Annotated in this window: 13 protein-coding genes and 1 tRNA gene; 4 read left to right on the top strand and 10 right to left on the bottom strand. The window is 63.3% G+C overall.

The window, feature by feature from the left end; all coding sequences use genetic code 11:
• Nucleotides 1-129 precede the first annotated feature (129 nt).
• From JVH1_RS07760 to JVH1_RS07745, 4 genes are all read right to left on the bottom strand, one after another.
• A complete protein-coding gene (locus JVH1_RS07760; RefSeq protein WP_009478967.1) occupies nucleotides 130-765 on the bottom strand; it encodes a DUF2461 domain-containing protein in 636 nt (211 codons plus the stop codon).
• 70 nt (nucleotides 766-835) lie between these two features.
• Entirely contained in the window at nucleotides 836-1,816 is a 981-nt protein-coding gene (locus tag JVH1_RS07755; RefSeq protein ID WP_005238800.1) for a ribose-phosphate diphosphokinase, read from the bottom strand.
• Complete coding sequence (gene glmU, locus JVH1_RS07750) at nucleotides 1,813-3,315, bottom strand: bifunctional UDP-N-acetylglucosamine diphosphorylase/glucosamine-1-phosphate N-acetyltransferase GlmU (protein ID WP_043781821.1); 1,503 nt, start codon at nucleotides 3,313-3,315, stop codon at nucleotides 1,813-1,815. Before glmU ends, JVH1_RS07755 begins: the two co-directional genes overlap by 4 nt.
• Before the next feature lie 75 nt (nucleotides 3,316-3,390).
• Nucleotides 3,391-3,461: transfer RNA gene (locus JVH1_RS07745), tRNA-Gln, on the bottom strand.
• A 238-nt stretch (nucleotides 3,462-3,699) separates the two neighbouring features.
• Between JVH1_RS07745 and JVH1_RS07740 the strand changes: the two genes are divergently transcribed.
• Entirely contained in the window at nucleotides 3,700-4,314 is a 615-nt protein-coding gene (locus tag JVH1_RS07740) for a TetR/AcrR family transcriptional regulator (RefSeq protein ID WP_206031502.1), read from the top strand.
• A 114-nt stretch (nucleotides 4,315-4,428) separates the two neighbouring features.
• On the top strand, nucleotides 4,429-5,070 hold the full coding sequence (locus tag JVH1_RS07735; RefSeq protein ID WP_009478970.1) for a ScbR family autoregulator-binding transcription factor: 642 nt from the start codon (nucleotides 4,429-4,431) through the stop codon (nucleotides 5,068-5,070).
• A gap of 21 nt (nucleotides 5,071-5,091) precedes the next feature.
• Here JVH1_RS07735 and JVH1_RS07730 read toward each other — a convergent pair whose 3' ends face one another.
• Nucleotides 5,092-6,468 carry a glutamate-1-semialdehyde 2,1-aminomutase gene (locus tag JVH1_RS07730; RefSeq protein ID WP_043781824.1) on the bottom strand — a complete coding sequence of 459 codons (1,377 nt, stop codon included), beginning with the start codon at nucleotides 6,466-6,468 and terminating at the stop codon, nucleotides 5,092-5,094.
• Between the two features lie 250 nt (nucleotides 6,469-6,718).
• On the opposite strand from JVH1_RS07730, the gene JVH1_RS07725 reads away from it, so the two are divergent.
• The gene (locus JVH1_RS07725; RefSeq protein ID WP_043781827.1) at nucleotides 6,719-8,143 is read left to right on the top strand and encodes a polysaccharide pyruvyl transferase family protein; all 1,425 of its coding nucleotides are present in this window, start codon (nucleotides 6,719-6,721) and stop codon (nucleotides 8,141-8,143) included.
• Here JVH1_RS07725 and JVH1_RS07720 read toward each other — a convergent pair.
• Nucleotides 8,085-8,783: a GNAT family N-acetyltransferase gene (locus JVH1_RS07720; protein WP_083849873.1), complete on the bottom strand. Its 699-nt coding sequence runs from the start codon at nucleotides 8,781-8,783 to the stop codon at nucleotides 8,085-8,087. The two genes, JVH1_RS07725 and JVH1_RS07720, sit on opposite strands and share 59 nt — an antisense overlap.
• A gap of 286 nt (nucleotides 8,784-9,069) precedes the next feature.
• On the opposite strand from JVH1_RS07720, the gene JVH1_RS07715 reads away from it, so the two are divergent.
• Complete coding sequence (locus JVH1_RS07715; RefSeq protein ID WP_009478974.1) at nucleotides 9,070-10,182, top strand: glycosyltransferase; 1,113 nt, start codon at nucleotides 9,070-9,072, stop codon at nucleotides 10,180-10,182.
• Between the two features lie 24 nt (nucleotides 10,183-10,206).
• Here JVH1_RS07715 and JVH1_RS07710 read toward each other — a convergent pair whose 3' ends face one another.
• Genes JVH1_RS07710 through JVH1_RS07695 form a run of 4 tightly spaced genes read right to left on the bottom strand, consistent with a single transcriptional unit; the run spans nucleotide 10,207 to nucleotide 15,270 of the window.
• Nucleotides 10,207-10,824, bottom strand: coding sequence for a YdcF family protein (locus JVH1_RS07710; RefSeq protein WP_043781833.1), 618 nt, complete (start codon nucleotides 10,822-10,824; stop codon nucleotides 10,207-10,209).
• Nucleotides 10,825-10,826: 2 nt separating this feature from the next.
• Nucleotides 10,827-12,191 carry a glycosyl hydrolase family 28-related protein gene (locus JVH1_RS07705; RefSeq protein WP_009478976.1) on the bottom strand — a complete coding sequence of 455 codons (1,365 nt, stop codon included), beginning with the start codon at nucleotides 12,189-12,191 and terminating at the stop codon, nucleotides 10,827-10,829.
• A complete protein-coding gene (locus JVH1_RS07700; RefSeq protein WP_043781836.1) occupies nucleotides 12,188-13,582 on the bottom strand; it encodes a polysaccharide biosynthesis tyrosine autokinase in 1,395 nt (464 codons plus the stop codon). Before JVH1_RS07700 ends, JVH1_RS07705 begins: the two co-directional genes overlap by 4 nt.
• A gap of 5 nt (nucleotides 13,583-13,587) precedes the next feature.
• Entirely contained in the window at nucleotides 13,588-15,270 is a 1,683-nt protein-coding gene (locus tag JVH1_RS07695; protein ID WP_009478978.1) for a hypothetical protein, read from the bottom strand.
• Nucleotides 15,271-15,293 lie beyond the last annotated feature (23 nt).

Raw genomic sequence — 15,293 nt, 5'->3', positions numbered from 1 at the left:
GGCGTGCGAGTCACATCGCCGTAAGTACGACCTGCGGTTCTGTGGCCGAGCGTGACGAAGATCATGCCGAGGCGCGCAAACTGCTCCGCAAACGCTGTGTGCCACACGTGTTTTCCCGACCGGTAAGTTTCATTCTCCGGCACCGATGACGGTGGTCAGCCACTCGACGAGCGGCCGCATCGAACGCCAGGCGGTGCGCACTTCGTCAGCGGCGCGGGGAGTTTCGATCCAGTCGGGGGAGAGGTAGCTCCGGCTGGCCGTGAGCGACCTGTGACGCATCAGGTCGAGTCGCGGGTGGTCCTCGGCGACGCCGCGAGGACGGGTCTTGAGTGTGTCGCCGCCGATCTCGAATCCCGACGACCGGGCCTTCTTCACGAGCCGGACGAGTTCGCGGCCCTTGCGGTCGTCGTCGACGGCGTCACGGAAACGCCCGACATGGAGCGGGGTATGCGAATAGAAGCCGCCCGCGACGAACAGTCCGGCGGCATCGATCTGCACGTAGTAGCCCACGCCGGGACGGGTCTCGACGAATCCGCCCTGATGGGTCTTGTAGGGCGTCTTGTCCTTCGAGAACCGGACATCGCGGTAGGGGCGAAACACCTTGCCCGCGCCGAACTCCGATTCGAGTTCCGCGAGCAGGGCGGTCATGGGTGCGCGCACGGAGTCGTCGTAGACGGATTTGTGCGCGGTCCAGAAGCTCTTGCTGTTGTCTGCCTCGAGGTCCTCGTAGAAGTCGAGAGCAGCGGTGGGGATCCCGGTGAACACAGGGAAAGGCTACGCCTGTGAGTGGTTGACGAGTCTCTGGACTCGTCAACCACTCACAGGCGCGGAGCGCCTAGGCGTTGCCGTTGAACAGCGACGTGACCGAGCCGTTCTCGAAAACTTCCTTGATGGTGCGAGCCAGCAGCGGCGCGATGGACAGCACCGTGAGGGTCGGGAACTTCTTCGACTCGTCGATCGGGAGCGTGTTGGTGACGATGACTTCCTTGGCACCACACGCGGCGAGACGCTCGGCCGCCGGATCGGACAGGACACCGTGGGTGGCGGCGATGATCACGTCGCCCGCGCCGGCCTCCTTGAGGATCTTCACGGCGCCGGCGATGGTTCCACCGGTGTCGATCATGTCGTCGATCAGGATGCAGGTGTGGCCTTCGACGTCACCGACGACGCGGTTGGACTTCACCTGGTTGGGCACCAGCGGGTCGCGCGTCTTGTGGATGAATGCCAGCGGCGCGCCACCGAGGGTGTCGGCCCACTTCTCGGCGACCCGGACGCGACCGGAGTCGGGGGAGACGACGGCGATGTTCTCGGTGCCGTAGTTGCCGCGGATGTACTCGGCGAGCTGACCCTGGGCGTGCATGTGGTCGACGGGGCCGTCGAAGAAGCCCTGGATCTGGTCGGTGTGGAGGTCGACCGTGATGATGCGGTCGGCGCCTGCCGTCTTGAGGAGGTCGGCGATCAGGCGAGCCGAGATGGGCTCACGGCCGCGGTGCTTCTTGTCCTGGCGTGCGTACGGGTAGAACGGCAGGATCGCGGTGATGCGCTTGGCCGATCCGCGCTTGAGCGCGTCGATCATGATCAGCTGTTCCATCACCCACGTGTTCAGCGGGGCCGGGTGGCTCTGCAACACGAAGGCGTCGGAGCCGCGGACCGACTCCTCGAAACGGACGAAGATCTCGCCGTTCGCGAAGTCACGGGCAGTCTGCGGGGTGACCCGCACGTCGAGTTCCTTCGCTACCTGTTCGGCCAGCTCCGGATGCGCGCGACCAGAAAAAAGCATGAGGTTCTTCTGGTTGTCGATCCAATTCGCGGTCACTGCTCTATGCCATCCTTTAAATCTTGCTTCTCGGTTTCGTGCAGATCTGAACTGTGGTGCAGTCCCGCGGCGGCTGCCGCCTCGGCGGCGGCGGTACCGGGGCGATTTCGTTGCACCCAGCCGTCAATATTGCGCTGCTTCCCGCCGGAGACCGCGAGTGCCCCCGGTGGAACGTCGAAACGCAGCACCGTGCCGGCGCCGGTGTAAGCACCGTCACCGACCTGTACCGGAGCGACGAACATGGTGTCCGATCCGGTCCGGACGTGTGACCCCACCACCGTACGGCTCTTGGCGACGCCGTCGTAATTGACGAACACGCTCGACGCACCGATGTTGCTGTACTCGCCGATCGTGGCGTCGCCCACGTAGGTCAGGTGAGGAACTTTGGTGTGCGCCCCGATGTCGGCGTTCTTCGTCTCGACGAAGGCGCCGAGCTTGCCGGACGCCCCGAGGACGGTGCCGGGACGCAGGTAGGAGAACGGGCCGACGGTGGCGCCCGCGCCGATCGTCGATTCCGAGCCGTGGGTACGCACCACGCTGGCGCCTTCGCCGACCGTCACGTCGGTGAGGGTGGTGTCGGGACCGATCACGGCGTCCTCGCCGACGGCGGTGGTGCCGAGCAGTTGCACTCCCGGATGGATGGTGACGTCGCGAGCGAGTGTGACGCCGACGTCGATCCAGGTGGTCGACGGATCGACGACGGTGACCCCGGCCCGCATCCAGTTCTCGACGGTGCGGCGATTGAGTTCGGCAGCCAGCCTCGACAGCTGGACGCGATCGTTGGCGCCTGCGACCTTCGCGGAGTCGGCCAGGTGGGCGGCGAAAACGGGTGCGCCGGCCTTGCGGGCGATCTTGACGACGTCGGTCAGGTACAGCTCGCCCTGCGCGTTGTTCGCATTGAGCTGCCCGAGCGCGGAGCGCAGGAACTCGGCGTCGAACGCGTACACGCCGGCGTTGACCTCGGTGATGGCCGCCTGCTCTTCGGTGGCGTCGGCCTCTTCCACGATCTCGGCGATCTCACCGTCGTGGGGCAGTCTGACGATCCGCCCGTAGCCGCGGGGCTCGGGAGCGGTGAACGTCAGCACGGTGACCGCCGAGGGGGTCGGCTCGCTGCGGTGCTCGTCGACGAGAGCGTGCAGCGTGCGGCCGTCGAGCAGCGGGACGTCCGCGGCGGTGACCAGCACGGTCCCACGGAAATCGGCGGGCAGGGCGGACAGGCCGCATTCGACGGCGTGTCCGGTGCCGTTCTGCTCGTCCTGGACGGCGATCGCGATCGGGCGGCCCAGTTCGGCCTCGAGGGCGCTGACGGCGACCCCGACGCGTTCCTTGTCGTGCCCGACGACGGTGACGAGGTGCGTCGGATCGACCTCGGCGGCGGCGTACAGGGAGTGCGCCAGCATCGTGCGTCCGCCCAGAGTGTGCAACACCTTGGGGGTCTTCGACCGCATCCGAGTTCCCGCGCCGGCGGCGAGGACGACCACGGCGGTCTGCACTGGCATGAAGCTCCCTCTGAGTCGTTCCGCTCTTGCTGTTCTCGACAGCTCCACCTGCAGGAATGTGCTCCGCAGGCTCCGCTCCGCCGCCAGGACTCGAACCTGAACTATCTGAACCAAAATCAGAGGTGCTGCCATTACACTACGGCGGATTGCCACGCACACGGGGTGTCACGCCCGTTTGCGCGAGAGAATCCTCGCATGCCGACCCGCCGCCCGTCGAACCGCTGCGGAAATTTGTCTCGATCGTCCCGATAGAGTGGGTGCTACCTGCAGTGTTTCCGCGCTGCCCGCGGCACTTCGTCGTCGCGAGTGTCAGGAAAGGAAGGTGCCTCGGTGCCCCGACCCACGGAGTTGGACGCGACCCCCGAGAGGGCGGTCCGCACCCGGATGACCGGTACTCAACGGCGGGAGCAGTTGATCGAGATCGGCCGTGCCCTGTTTGCCGAGCGAGGGTACGAGGCGACGTCGATCGAGGAGATCGCACAGCGGGCCCACGTCTCCAAGCCTGTCGTCTACGAACACTTCGGCGGCAAGGAGGGCCTCTATGCCGTCGTCGTGGATCGGGAGATGTCGCGACTGCTGGAGATGGTGACGTCCTCGCTGAAGCAGAATCGCTCCCGGGTCCGGGTCGAGCGGGTGGCGCTGGCGCTGCTCACCTATGTGGAGGAGCACACCGACGGGTTCCGCATCCTCGTCCGCGACTCTCCGGTGGCGGCACCGGACGGTACGTACTCGAGCCTGCTGAACGAGGCCATCGGTCAGGTCGGGCACATCCTGGCCGGCGACTTCTCGCGGCGTGGTTTCAATCCCGATCTGGCCCTGCTGTACGCGCAGGCGCTGGTCGGGATGGTGTCCACCACCGCCACGTGGTGGCTGGACGAGCGGACGCCGCCGAAGGAAGTCGTCGCCGCGCATCTCGTCAACCTGTGCTGGAACGGGTTGACCAATCTCGAGGCGGATCCGCAGCTGGGCACTGATCGGCCCCGTACGACACCTCAGTGAACGTGTTCTCGTTTCCTGACTCGCGGTTCAACTTCCCTAGGGCTGCGCCTGTCAAGTGCTAGGGTTCGCTGGAGTTTGCGCGCCCCGTCGGGGGGGTTGTTCGGGAGGCAGTCGATGGCGAGACAGGTTCGAGCAGAGGTAACTCGGGCGTCGGTCCTCATGGCGGCGGCCGACGTATTCTTACGTCTCGGTTACGCCAACGCGGGTCTCAACGAAATCATCGAGCAGTCCGGTGTGACCAAAGGTGCGTTGTACTTCCACTTCAGTTCCAAGGAAGACCTGGCGCGCGGCGTCATCGACGAGGGGCAGATCCGTCTGACCGCCGGAATGACATCCGTCAGCGACGGGCCGACGCCGGCTCTGGAAGCGCTCGTCGCCCTGTCCTACGTGGCGATCGAGGCGGCGAGTTCCGATCCGATCGTCGCGGCCATGCTGCGACTGCAGCACGAGATCGGCGACTACCAGGGGACGCACGGCAACGTGGTGGCCTCGTGGCAGCAGGGCTTCGAGCGACTCGTCGCACGTGCGGTCGAGGAGGGCGACATCCTCACGGAAGACGACGTCTCCGCGGGAACTCTGTCCACGTTCCTGCTCGGGTCGCTGCTCGGTGCCCACGTGGTCGCGACCGCGACCGGCGCCTTCGACGATCTTCCGCGTCGCATGGAACGGGTCTGGTACTTCATTCTTCCCGGACTGGTCGAGCCGTCGAAGCTCGTGTACTTCCGCCAGTTCGCCTCGCGGCGCTTGCTGCGCTGAGCGATCCCCGCGGCTGCACGATCAGTCCGATGTATCGGTCCGGCGGGGTGCCGCATAACGGCGCAGTGCAGGGGCGACGGGGCGGCCACGGAGAAATCCGGCCACGCCGCCGGATTCGATTGCCCTACTGTAGATTTCGAGAGCGCGATGGATCACTTCCAGAGTGAGATCGACGTCGGCCGAGCGGTGCGCCGCAGACGTGACAAACGATTGGCACAGAACGCCACCTGACAAGAGTTCTTGCAGGAAGAGCGTCCGGAATTCCTGTGATGGCTGATAGTTCAGGTCACGCGTGACGAAAATCAGGCATGAAGGCCGGCCGATCACCTGGACGTAATCCGCAATCCCCATATCTGCAGCGGCTGCGCCGACTCCTTCGGCGATGCGCCTGCCGGACTGCTCCATGCGCGAAATCGGATCCTCGGTGGCGTAGGCGTGTACGACTGCGCGGAAAGCCGCGAGCGCTCCGCACTCGGGTCCGTGGGTCGTGGACAGGAGGAAGACCCGGTCGTGGTCCGTGTTCAGCCCGCCGAACTCCATGTACTCGCGTTTGCCCGCCAGGGCTGAAATCGGGAAGCCGTTACCCATCGCCTTACCCCAGCACGACAAGTCGGGTGTGACCGCGTACTCCGTTTGTGCGCCGCCTTGTGACCATCGGAATCCTGTGATCATCTCGTCGAAGATGAGAAGGGCTCCGCGCTCGTCGCAGAGCGACCGAACGGCGTCGAGGTATCCGGGTGTCGGCTCAGCTGTAGCGGTGGCTGCCTCCATGACGACACAGGCCACCCGGTGTGGATTCTCGTCGAACACCGAGACAAGTGAATTGAGGTCATTGAATCGGAAGCCGCGTGTCTTGGCGGCGACATCGGAGGGAACACCGCTGTTCATTGCGGTTGTGCCGATGAACCAGTCGTCCACGGAGAAGAACGGTTGATTGCAGACCGCCACCAGCTCGCGTCCCGTCACAGCTCGGGCGAGGCGGACCGCCGCAGTGGTGGCGTCGGACCCGTTCTTGGCAAACTTCACCATGTCTGCACCGGGAACGAGTTGGAGAAAGTCCTCGGCCGCGTGCAATTCGAGTTCCGTCGGACGGCTGAAGTTCGTACCACGGGAGATGGCCGCACACACGGCGTCGACCACGGGGGCGTACCCGTGTCCCAGTGTCACGGACCGGAGACCCATGCCGTATTCGACGAAACTGTTCCCGTCCACATCCCATACGCGGGCTCCCTTCCCGCCGACAAGTACCGGCGCCATGTAATCCGGGTACTGGTCGGGACCGCGCGCATAGGTATGCGCTCCGCCCGGCACAAGTTTGTTCAGCCGTGCCTGCAGCTCGTTCGAGCGAGAAAAGGAGCGACTGACCGCGTCGTCCTCGAGGGGCATGGCGACCTCCATGGCTCGGAGATGCATCGCGACGCAATTGTGTCACCTGGTAGGTCGACTGTTGTGCTGAACGGGAGAAACCGGTCGACGACACGCCGGATGTGGATGTCGAGGTCGGGGAGCGGACCGTGGTGTGGAGGAAAGGGTTGCGGTATCGTCGAATCGACCTCTACCTGTCCCTTTCGGACTGGGCTGACATAGTGTGCTACCCGCTCGGGGGTCGCTGCCGTCCTCTCGCGAATGAGTGTCCGAAGGGGCCGATATGGAGAATCGCGAGTCCCGCGCAACGCCGACCGGCGGATCGAGCATCCGTGTTCTTCTGGAAAACGGCGAGTACTGGCTGAACAACAAGGGTGACCTGGCGATTCTCAACGTCACGGTGCGCAGGATTGCAGAGCGATGGCCCAACGCCACAATCGGTGTCCTCACCAGCAGATCGTCGCTGTTGAAGGCCTATGAGCCGAACGCGGAGCCGATTCGGTATCAGCAAGGCGGCGATTGGCCGAGACGGCGTGGTTGGGGAGGGCTGGCCGGCCGTTTCGGTCCCGAGGCGGCGGGACCCTTCCTCGAGGGGTGGGAATCCGCGGCGGCCGCACCCGCGTCTCTCGTGCGGCGGGCACGTCGGGTCGTCCTTCGCGGGAGCGGGGGTAAAGGTACGAACGGTGAGTCCGGCGCGATGACAACGAATTCGGAACGGTTGCTACTGAGTCGTGACGGTGGGCGGCTGCCGAATGCCATCGACGGCGCATCTTTGGTGCTCGCGATCGGCGGTGGGTACCTTACCGATATCGATCGGTTCCAGACCGAGCGCACACTCGATTTACTCGAGTATGCAACGAATCATCGAATCCCTACCGCGATGGTCGGGCAGGGGATAGGCCCGATTCACGATCCCGCGCTGCTGGAACAGGCCGCTCGAGTGCTTCCGCAGGTCGATTTCATCGCGCTTCGCGAAGGACGGCGGGGCCCTGAACTATTGCATTCTCTCGGTGTTCCGGCCGAACGTGTCGTAGTTACCGGCGACGACGCGGTGGAACTCGGTTACTCGACTCGGCGCGGGGACCTCGGCACTGACATCGGCGTGTGTCTCAGAGTTGCGGATTACTCTCCGGTCGGAGCCGAGGTGCAGGAAGTGTTGGGTCGCGTCGTTCGGGACGTGGCCGCCGAATCCGGTGCTCGACTGGTTCCGCTGATCGTGTCCGAGTACGACGCCGAAGACCGTCGCTCGACGATGCCACTCCTCACCGGGTTCCCCTCCGTTGTACCGCCCCTAGGTCGTTTCGCCAGTGCGCAATCACTCTCGCGGCGGATCGCCCGATGCCGGATAATCGTCACGGGTGCTTACCACGTAGCGGTCTTCGCCCTGTCTCAAGGAATTCCTGTTGTCGGGCTGTCGACCTCACGGTATTACAATGACAAGTTCGAGGGCTTGGCCGCGATGTTCGAAGCCGGAGTCGAGTTGGTAAGGCTGGACGGGGAAGAGGTCGACGACCGACTTCGCTGCGCGATGCGCAGCACATGGTCGCGCGCTCCGGAACTGAGGGCTGGATTGCTGGGTCGGGCGGTAAGCCAGATCGAAGCGAGCAGAGCCGCTTTCGACCGTGCCGCGCAGCTTGTCAAGGGTGACATCACGACGCGGTCGAATTCGAATCCCGGGCCGACTTGGCCGCCCACATCGTCGACGTAATTGCCCACAGGTCGTGATCCTTGCGTCGACCGCCGACGTCGAGATAACTCGCCATCGTGCCCTCTCGCTGCATCCCGACCTGTCGTACGAGCCGGGTGGCAGGCTGGTTGTCGACGCATACCGGAGCAGTGACCCGGCGCAATCCGAGTATGTCGAACACATACTGCGCGAGGAGGTTCGCAGCTGCCAGCGCGATGCCCTGTCCTGTGAGAGTGGAATCGATCCACACGCCGACCTCTGCGCTCTGCGCTCCACAGTCGATGTGCTCGACGTTGAACTGACCGGCGAATCGGCCTTCAACCTCTATTACCAGCGGCAATGCGCGGCCTGCGCGGGCCTCCTTGCGCATGTGTAGAAGTTCGTCTATCCAGGCGCCCTCGGTGTGGCGCCTGGACCAGGATTTCGAAGACGACACCCAGAACGGCTCGATCAGATGCTGATCCCGTATCCGCAGGGTTTGCCACGCCGACGCGTCCGAAAGCCTGGGCGAGCGAAGAGCAACGCGATGCTCGGCCGCCATCACAGGGCCAAGCCGGATTCCAGCGCTGGGTACACGGTGCGATCCGATCCGATGCCTGAGGGGCCTCGAATAAAGCTTGCCAGCCGCGACGAGGACCACCAATGATCGTGGAGGCTTCATGCTTTCACCTCTGGCCAGCAAGCCTGACTGAAGCAGTCGATCTGCCACGCCAGACGACGACGGTGGAGAGCTTGGAGTAAGCCTACCCGAACCGAGGTCCCGAAAACATGGGGGACGGCAGAGAAGGCGAACCCGGATAGGTGTCGCTACCTGCAGGAATGCGACTTTCGCTGAAGCCGGGCTGGTATTGTCGGCGGTGTTGGTCGACGGGTCGCCCGCGCAGATCCGAAAGGAAGGTGTGTAGCGTGACTCCCTCCGCCGCAGGCAACGCCCAACGGGATTCTCGATGACCTCTCCCCGCGTCGCGCTCGTTCATGAGCGATTTACCGAAGTCGCCGGTTCGGAGCATGTTGTCGAACAATTGTCAGCACAATGGCCGGATGCGCGCGTGCATGTGCCGATCGCGCGTCCGACGGGGATCCCCTCGGGACTGCGGAGGGCGCCGGAGACCACTTGGCTCAATCAGTTGTATCGACTCGGTGGTGAGCGGTCCTATGCGCCACTGATGCCGTTGATGCCGAATGCCTTCCGACGAATGGACATCGGAGATGCTGCCGCGGTGATCATCAGTCATCACGCATTTGCGACCCAAGCCGTTTTCGCGACTTCCGCCGCCACAATCGCCTATGTGCACAGCCCGGCCCGCTGGGCATGGGACAAATCACTCCGTGAGGGTGAAGCAGGCGGGAGAGCGGGCGCTGCCGCATTGATGATGCTCGCGTCGACAGCGCGACGTGCCGAGCTTGCTGCGGCTCCGTTGTTGAATCAATTGGTGGCGAATTCGACGACCGTTGCGCAGCGCATCAAACAGTGGTGGGGCCGCGATGCGGTTGTGATTCATCCGCCTGTCGACACCGATGCATTCACGCCTGACCCCGCTACCCGCCGCGATAATTTCTTCTTGGTCGCAGGGCGCCTCGTGCCCTACAAGAGGCCCGATCTGGCAATTCTCGCCGCGAATGCCGCGGGCGTGCCCCTCGTGGTTACGGGGGACGGCCGCAGCCTCGAGTATTGCCGCAGTATTGCGGGTCCCACGGTTGTCTTCCTGGGGCATGTATCGCATGCGCAGCTGTTAGAGCTGCTGCGCCGAACTCGTGCGCTGCTCATGCCTGGCGTAGAAGATTTCGGAATAGTCCCGGTGGAGGCCATGGCCTGCGGAACGCCGGTGATTGCGCTCGGCAGAGGTGGTGCAGTCGACAGCGTGGTGCCGCATGTTACGGGCCAATTCGTCTCCGGCGTTCTCGACGAGGAGATAGTGGCTGGTTTCGTGAGCTCGATGCGCGCGTTCGACGGCTCGATCTATGACGCAGCTGCAATCCGTCAACACGCCGAGCTGTTTTCTCGTAGCATCTTTCGGCGCAGAATGCAGCAAGTTGTCGATGGCGTGCTGGCATTGTGACCGAGTTACACGGTGATTGGTATTTCAACACCCTCGATCGGTGAAGGCATTGAGGTATCCGGCGGATTGGCGGATGTACATTCCTGCCCAGAAGGGCAGCCCGGACGGGGTAGGGCTTGCGACCATTGTCACTTCGCCGTCGAAGCACTTTTCGACGATGTACCTCGCCCGAGAGATGTGGGGTGTGAACGTCACGACGATGATGTGATGCCACCCTTGCTGGGCGGCGCGGCGCCCAATCTCCTGGGCTTCTCCCTTTGTCGTCCACGGATCGGGCTCGAAGCAACTCACCACGAAGTCGAAGTGGCTATGGCAGTACTTGTCCATCGTCCTGTCGCCACTCCCGACGGAGTTCGAGATGACGAGTTGTGGTGCGTATCCGCGCTCGGCCAATTCGACGCCGATGTCGAAACGCTCGTACGGAGTCCCGCCGAGAACCACAATGGCATCCGCTGTTCTCAACGGGTCGATCTGCGGATGTACGTAGACAGGCCAGCCCGCCGCCGTAATCGCGGCAGCAGTGGTGAAGAGGATGATGATCATCCAGAGTGCACGCTTGAACAGGGCCGGTGCCTTTGGAGAATGCGCACATTCAGGTTGTCGGCCCGACCGTGATTCGGGGTCGCGAGGCGAGCGGCGCATGCCTAGCCAGTCGGTCGGCGCCTACCGAGCGGGGCGGTCTTCACGCTGCCATCGGTCGAGACCGTCAGTCTCCAGTAGTTGTCGGCCGAATCCTTCAGCACGACTCCACTGTCGGCTCGGTCGACGAGCCACTCTCCGGTCGGCAGAACCGCGGAAAGTACTTCACCATCGGGGGATTGCGCCTGCAGGAGGTCAGCACTGTCAATGCCTGCGCGAGTAATCACGGTTCCTACGAAGGTAACTCCACTTACCTGCCCGCGACCAGTCACGCTCCACCCTTCAGGAAACGATTTCGGATCGATGTCGGAAGTTGTGCTGGAGAGCAGATTGACAGCGGTGCCGTCCGGACACCCCTCGGGATCGACGCGGACTTCGATTGCCGGGCGCTGGATATCCGAATCGAACTGGACGTTGGCAAGGTAGGGCTGTCGGCAATACACCATGTCCATACACACCGAGCGTGCTGCGACCTTGCAGTTGACCAGGCCGAACTGTGCAGGCCCACCACGATCGCGATTCCCGATCGACAGGGCGATGTCGGCGCCCTCGAACCATACATTTGTCAACCACCAATCGTTTGCCGCTCCGTCGATCAACACGTGCTTGTCCGTAGTGTTCGGATCGGTGTCGGATACGAATTCGACGTTGACCATTGACAGCCCGGCACTATGATCATTTCCCGTCCCCAGGACTCCGACGTAATTGCTCGTAAACTTCGAGGAGGTGACGTAGTTCTGAATGCATCTGGTCGTGAGCCCGATTCCGAAGTTGTTGACATCGCAATTGATGAACGCAGTGCCACCCGTGTTCTGGTCGAGTATGACCCCTCGCTGCTGTGCAAACTCGGGATAGTTGCTACTGACGTGTCCGCCGCGGAATACGACGGAATCGAACGAGCATCTGAAGCATTCGGACAGGGACACCGCCGCGCCGGTTGCGCCGGTCACGTAGATCCCCAGGCGCTTGAAACTCACCCGATGCTTTCCTCGAAGTGTGATCAATGGTCCGTCCCCGGCGTAACCGATGGTCGTGACGTCGCTGCCGTCCCCGACGACAGCGGCGTAGTCGGGCAGGTCAGGCCATGCAGTGACGCGGTAAGCACCGGCGGGCAGGTAGAGAACCAGGGGGCCCTCGCCGACCGCACAAGCGGTGGCGATCGCCGTCGTGTCGTCGGCCTTGCCATCGCCGACAGCCCCGAAATCCCGGACGTTGCGCGCGGAGGGGACATCGGAGACGTGTGGCGAGGTGAACTCGACAGTCGGTTCCTCGGCTGATGACGTACACGCGGCAGCCGCCAGTGGTAGTGCTGCAGCGACACCCAGTGAACGAGCCAGCAACCGCCGCCGATTCAGGACATCGTCTGTCACCGGTCCGCCTCGAGTGTGTCTGCCGTTGCATCGAGGACGATCGCGGGTTCCTCCTTCTGCGGTTCCGTGCCGGTGTTCCATGTTCGGATTGGTCCGCTGTTCTGCCGGCGGAAGATCTTGCGGAGCCAGTTGGCGTGCTTCTTCGATATTGCTACGGCTCCGATCAGCCGGGATCCACCTTGATCGAACGTCGCCAGTGCGCCGAGTACCTGCGGCGACGTGGATCTTCCCATTTCGACGACAGCGACTGTGCCGTCGCAACGCCCGGAGAGCGTCAATGCGTCGGCGGCAGATCCGACCGGGGCGGCGTCGATGACGACGTAGTCGAAGTCGAAACGGAGTGCGGATACGATCTGGGTGAGGCGCTCGGATGCGAGCAGATCACTGGTTCGATCGTCGACAGATCCGATGGCCAGCACGCTGATCCCGGAGTCAGCGCATGTAGACAACTCGTCGACGGGGGACGAAGTCGTGCGCAGGAGGTCTGCGAGACCCGAGTCGGACACGGGAAGATGGTTGGAGATGCCACCTCCCGTGGTATCGGCATCGATCAACACGACCCGCCGACCGCTGTCTGCGAATGCCTTCGCGAGCATGACCGAGACATCCGGTTGTGAACGTGCCGAGAGACTTGTGAGCAACACTGTCATCCCGCTGTCGCCACCACCCGCCTGGATCAATCGAGTGCGCAGTCGCCGAGCCTCCCCGATGGCACCGGGTTCCCCGACATCGAGAATGGCGAGAACGGGGATCGGCAGAATTTCACCGAGCTCATGCGATGTCCGGATCGTGCGGTCCATGCGGTCCTTCACAAGCGCCGCCAGACAACCGAGCGCCAATCCGGCGAGCAGGCCGATACCGAGCAGCCGCCGCGAGTTGGGTCCATTGATCGCGATGGGATCTGTGGCCGGATCGACGACCGAAACTCTTGCAGCAGGAGCCGCGTCGGTCTGGATGGTCTCCAATTCGTCTACCAGCCTTCGAAACTGAGCTACCACGGCGTCGGTCAACATGACGGCACCCTCGGCCGTCGAATCGGTGACCGTGACGTCCAGCAGCGCGGTGGCCGGGGGGAATGAGGCCGAGATCTTGCCCTGCAGCTCGCCGGCAGACATCGGCAACCCGAGTTGGTCGACGACGCGTTGAGCGACGTTGGAACTCGCGGCGAGGTTTACGTATGACGTCACTCGCTGCTGGGCGGCTAGACCACCCTGGTAGACGTCGTTCACCGACGTTCCGGTTGCCATCGTCACATACAGTCGGCTGGTCGATTGATATGTGGTCGGTTGCATGGAGCTGTAGCCGGCGGCGCCCGCCACACAGAGAATTGTGATCGCCGAGATGAGAATCCAGCGGCGGCGAGCTATGTGCAAATAATCGATCAATCGCATGTCCTTCAACCTTTCGACCCCGCCGCGTCGACGAGTGTGTGTGGCGGCTCTTGCGGTTTCTGTTTCGACGACGCTTCAGTGCGTCTTCGGTATTCTCCGGCGAGCAGGTAGACAATCCAGACGAGAATGGCCACCTGAAGTGACTTTCCGAGGAGGTCGATTCTGCCCAGAATTCCCCGCTCGAAGGAGACGGGAGCTGCGCGCGTTCTCGGTGGACCGACCGTGAAGGGCGGGGTGATCGCCGACTGCGCGGGCCGGCCGATCGGCGAGATCGGCGGGCCAGTCCAATCTTTCGACCGCGCCGCGTCGACGAGTGTGTGTGGCGGTTTCTGCGGTTTCTGCGGTTTCTGTTTCGACGACGCTTCAGTACGCCTTCGGTACTCTCCGACGAGCAGATAGACAATCCAGACCAGAATGGCCACCTGAAGTGACTTTCCGATGAGTTCCATGCTGCCCAGAATTCCTCGCTCGAAGAAGACGGGTACCTCGATCAGCATGAGACCCATAGAGATCGGAATGATGTGCCGTGAATGCAGCGCACGTACACCCGCCAGCACCAGTACGAAGGTGAAGACCACGCCGAGGACGACTCCGAGATACCCGCCGACTACGAAACCCTCGTTGATGTTTCCCTCTGCCAGTGAGACGGACACCCTGGTCATGTCGACAGACGACCCGCGAACTTCGATTGCCCACGCGGTCCCGGACTGGAACTTCGCGGTCCCGAGGAGCTGTTCCGGCACCATGCTGATGAGCGCATGGTGTGCGACGTCCGACAAGGTGAGCCAAGGCCGTCCGCCAAGGTAGTAGCTGTCCGTCGCAGCCTCGAGGAGATCGAATCTGCGCAGGATGCTGAGGAATGGCTGCATGGCTACGGGATAGTTCGCATCAAGCATCTCGGACTGTGCTCGCGCGAGAGCGGAAGCCTTGATGGCCTGCAACCAGCCGAACGCGGCTATTCCCAGAACCGAGATCGCCGCGATCGCGGCGACCTTGACCCTGGACCATCCGGTGAGAGCGAAGCGCACCGCAATCGCGAGCGCGGCGCCCATGATCGGTGTCTTCGATTCGATTGCGACGGTCCACATCAACTCCATGACGGTCAGCGCACCGATCACCGCGAGAGCAACTCTGCGATTGGCCGGTCGGTAGAAGACGATCAACCCCAGGGCACCGATTACCGCCATCAGCGTCACGAAGCTGAGTAGCGGGTTCGGACTTTGTGTTTGGCCCGCGGAGGCGGTGGAACCTGCTGCGTACGATACAACTCGCCCGAGAACACCGATTGCGTAGATGGTCCACAGTGTGGGAATCAGATTCCCGTCGTCGGCGGATCGCACGGAATTCCGTGCGGCACGGTCACGTCCTGCGCGATGCCGGCTCCAGACCGCGTATGCCACAACGACGATCGCGTACACCCACAGGCCGAACGCAACGGGCCGCAGCACCATCGCGATCCCGTGGTCGTAGCCGATTGTGACCAGTCGTGGATCGGCGATGCTGTCACCGAACCGTGGTTGAGGTCGCACCCATAGGAGGACCATCGGACGCGCAACGTAGGACAGGCTCCAGTACGCCGCCTGCGCGACGAGGAAGACGCGTGCGATACCGTGAACGTACGCAGCGGCGACGACTATTGTCGCCAGTGCGCCGATGACGAGCAGTATCTCGAAGTCGGGGTTGCTCATAATTCGCGTTCCGATACTCGATG

The organism is Rhodococcus sp. JVH1, from assembly GCF_000280725.2.
Lineage (GTDB): Bacteria > Actinomycetota > Actinomycetes > Mycobacteriales > Mycobacteriaceae > Rhodococcus_F > Rhodococcus_F jostii_A.
This window is presented reverse-complemented; position numbering and strand designations above follow the sequence as displayed.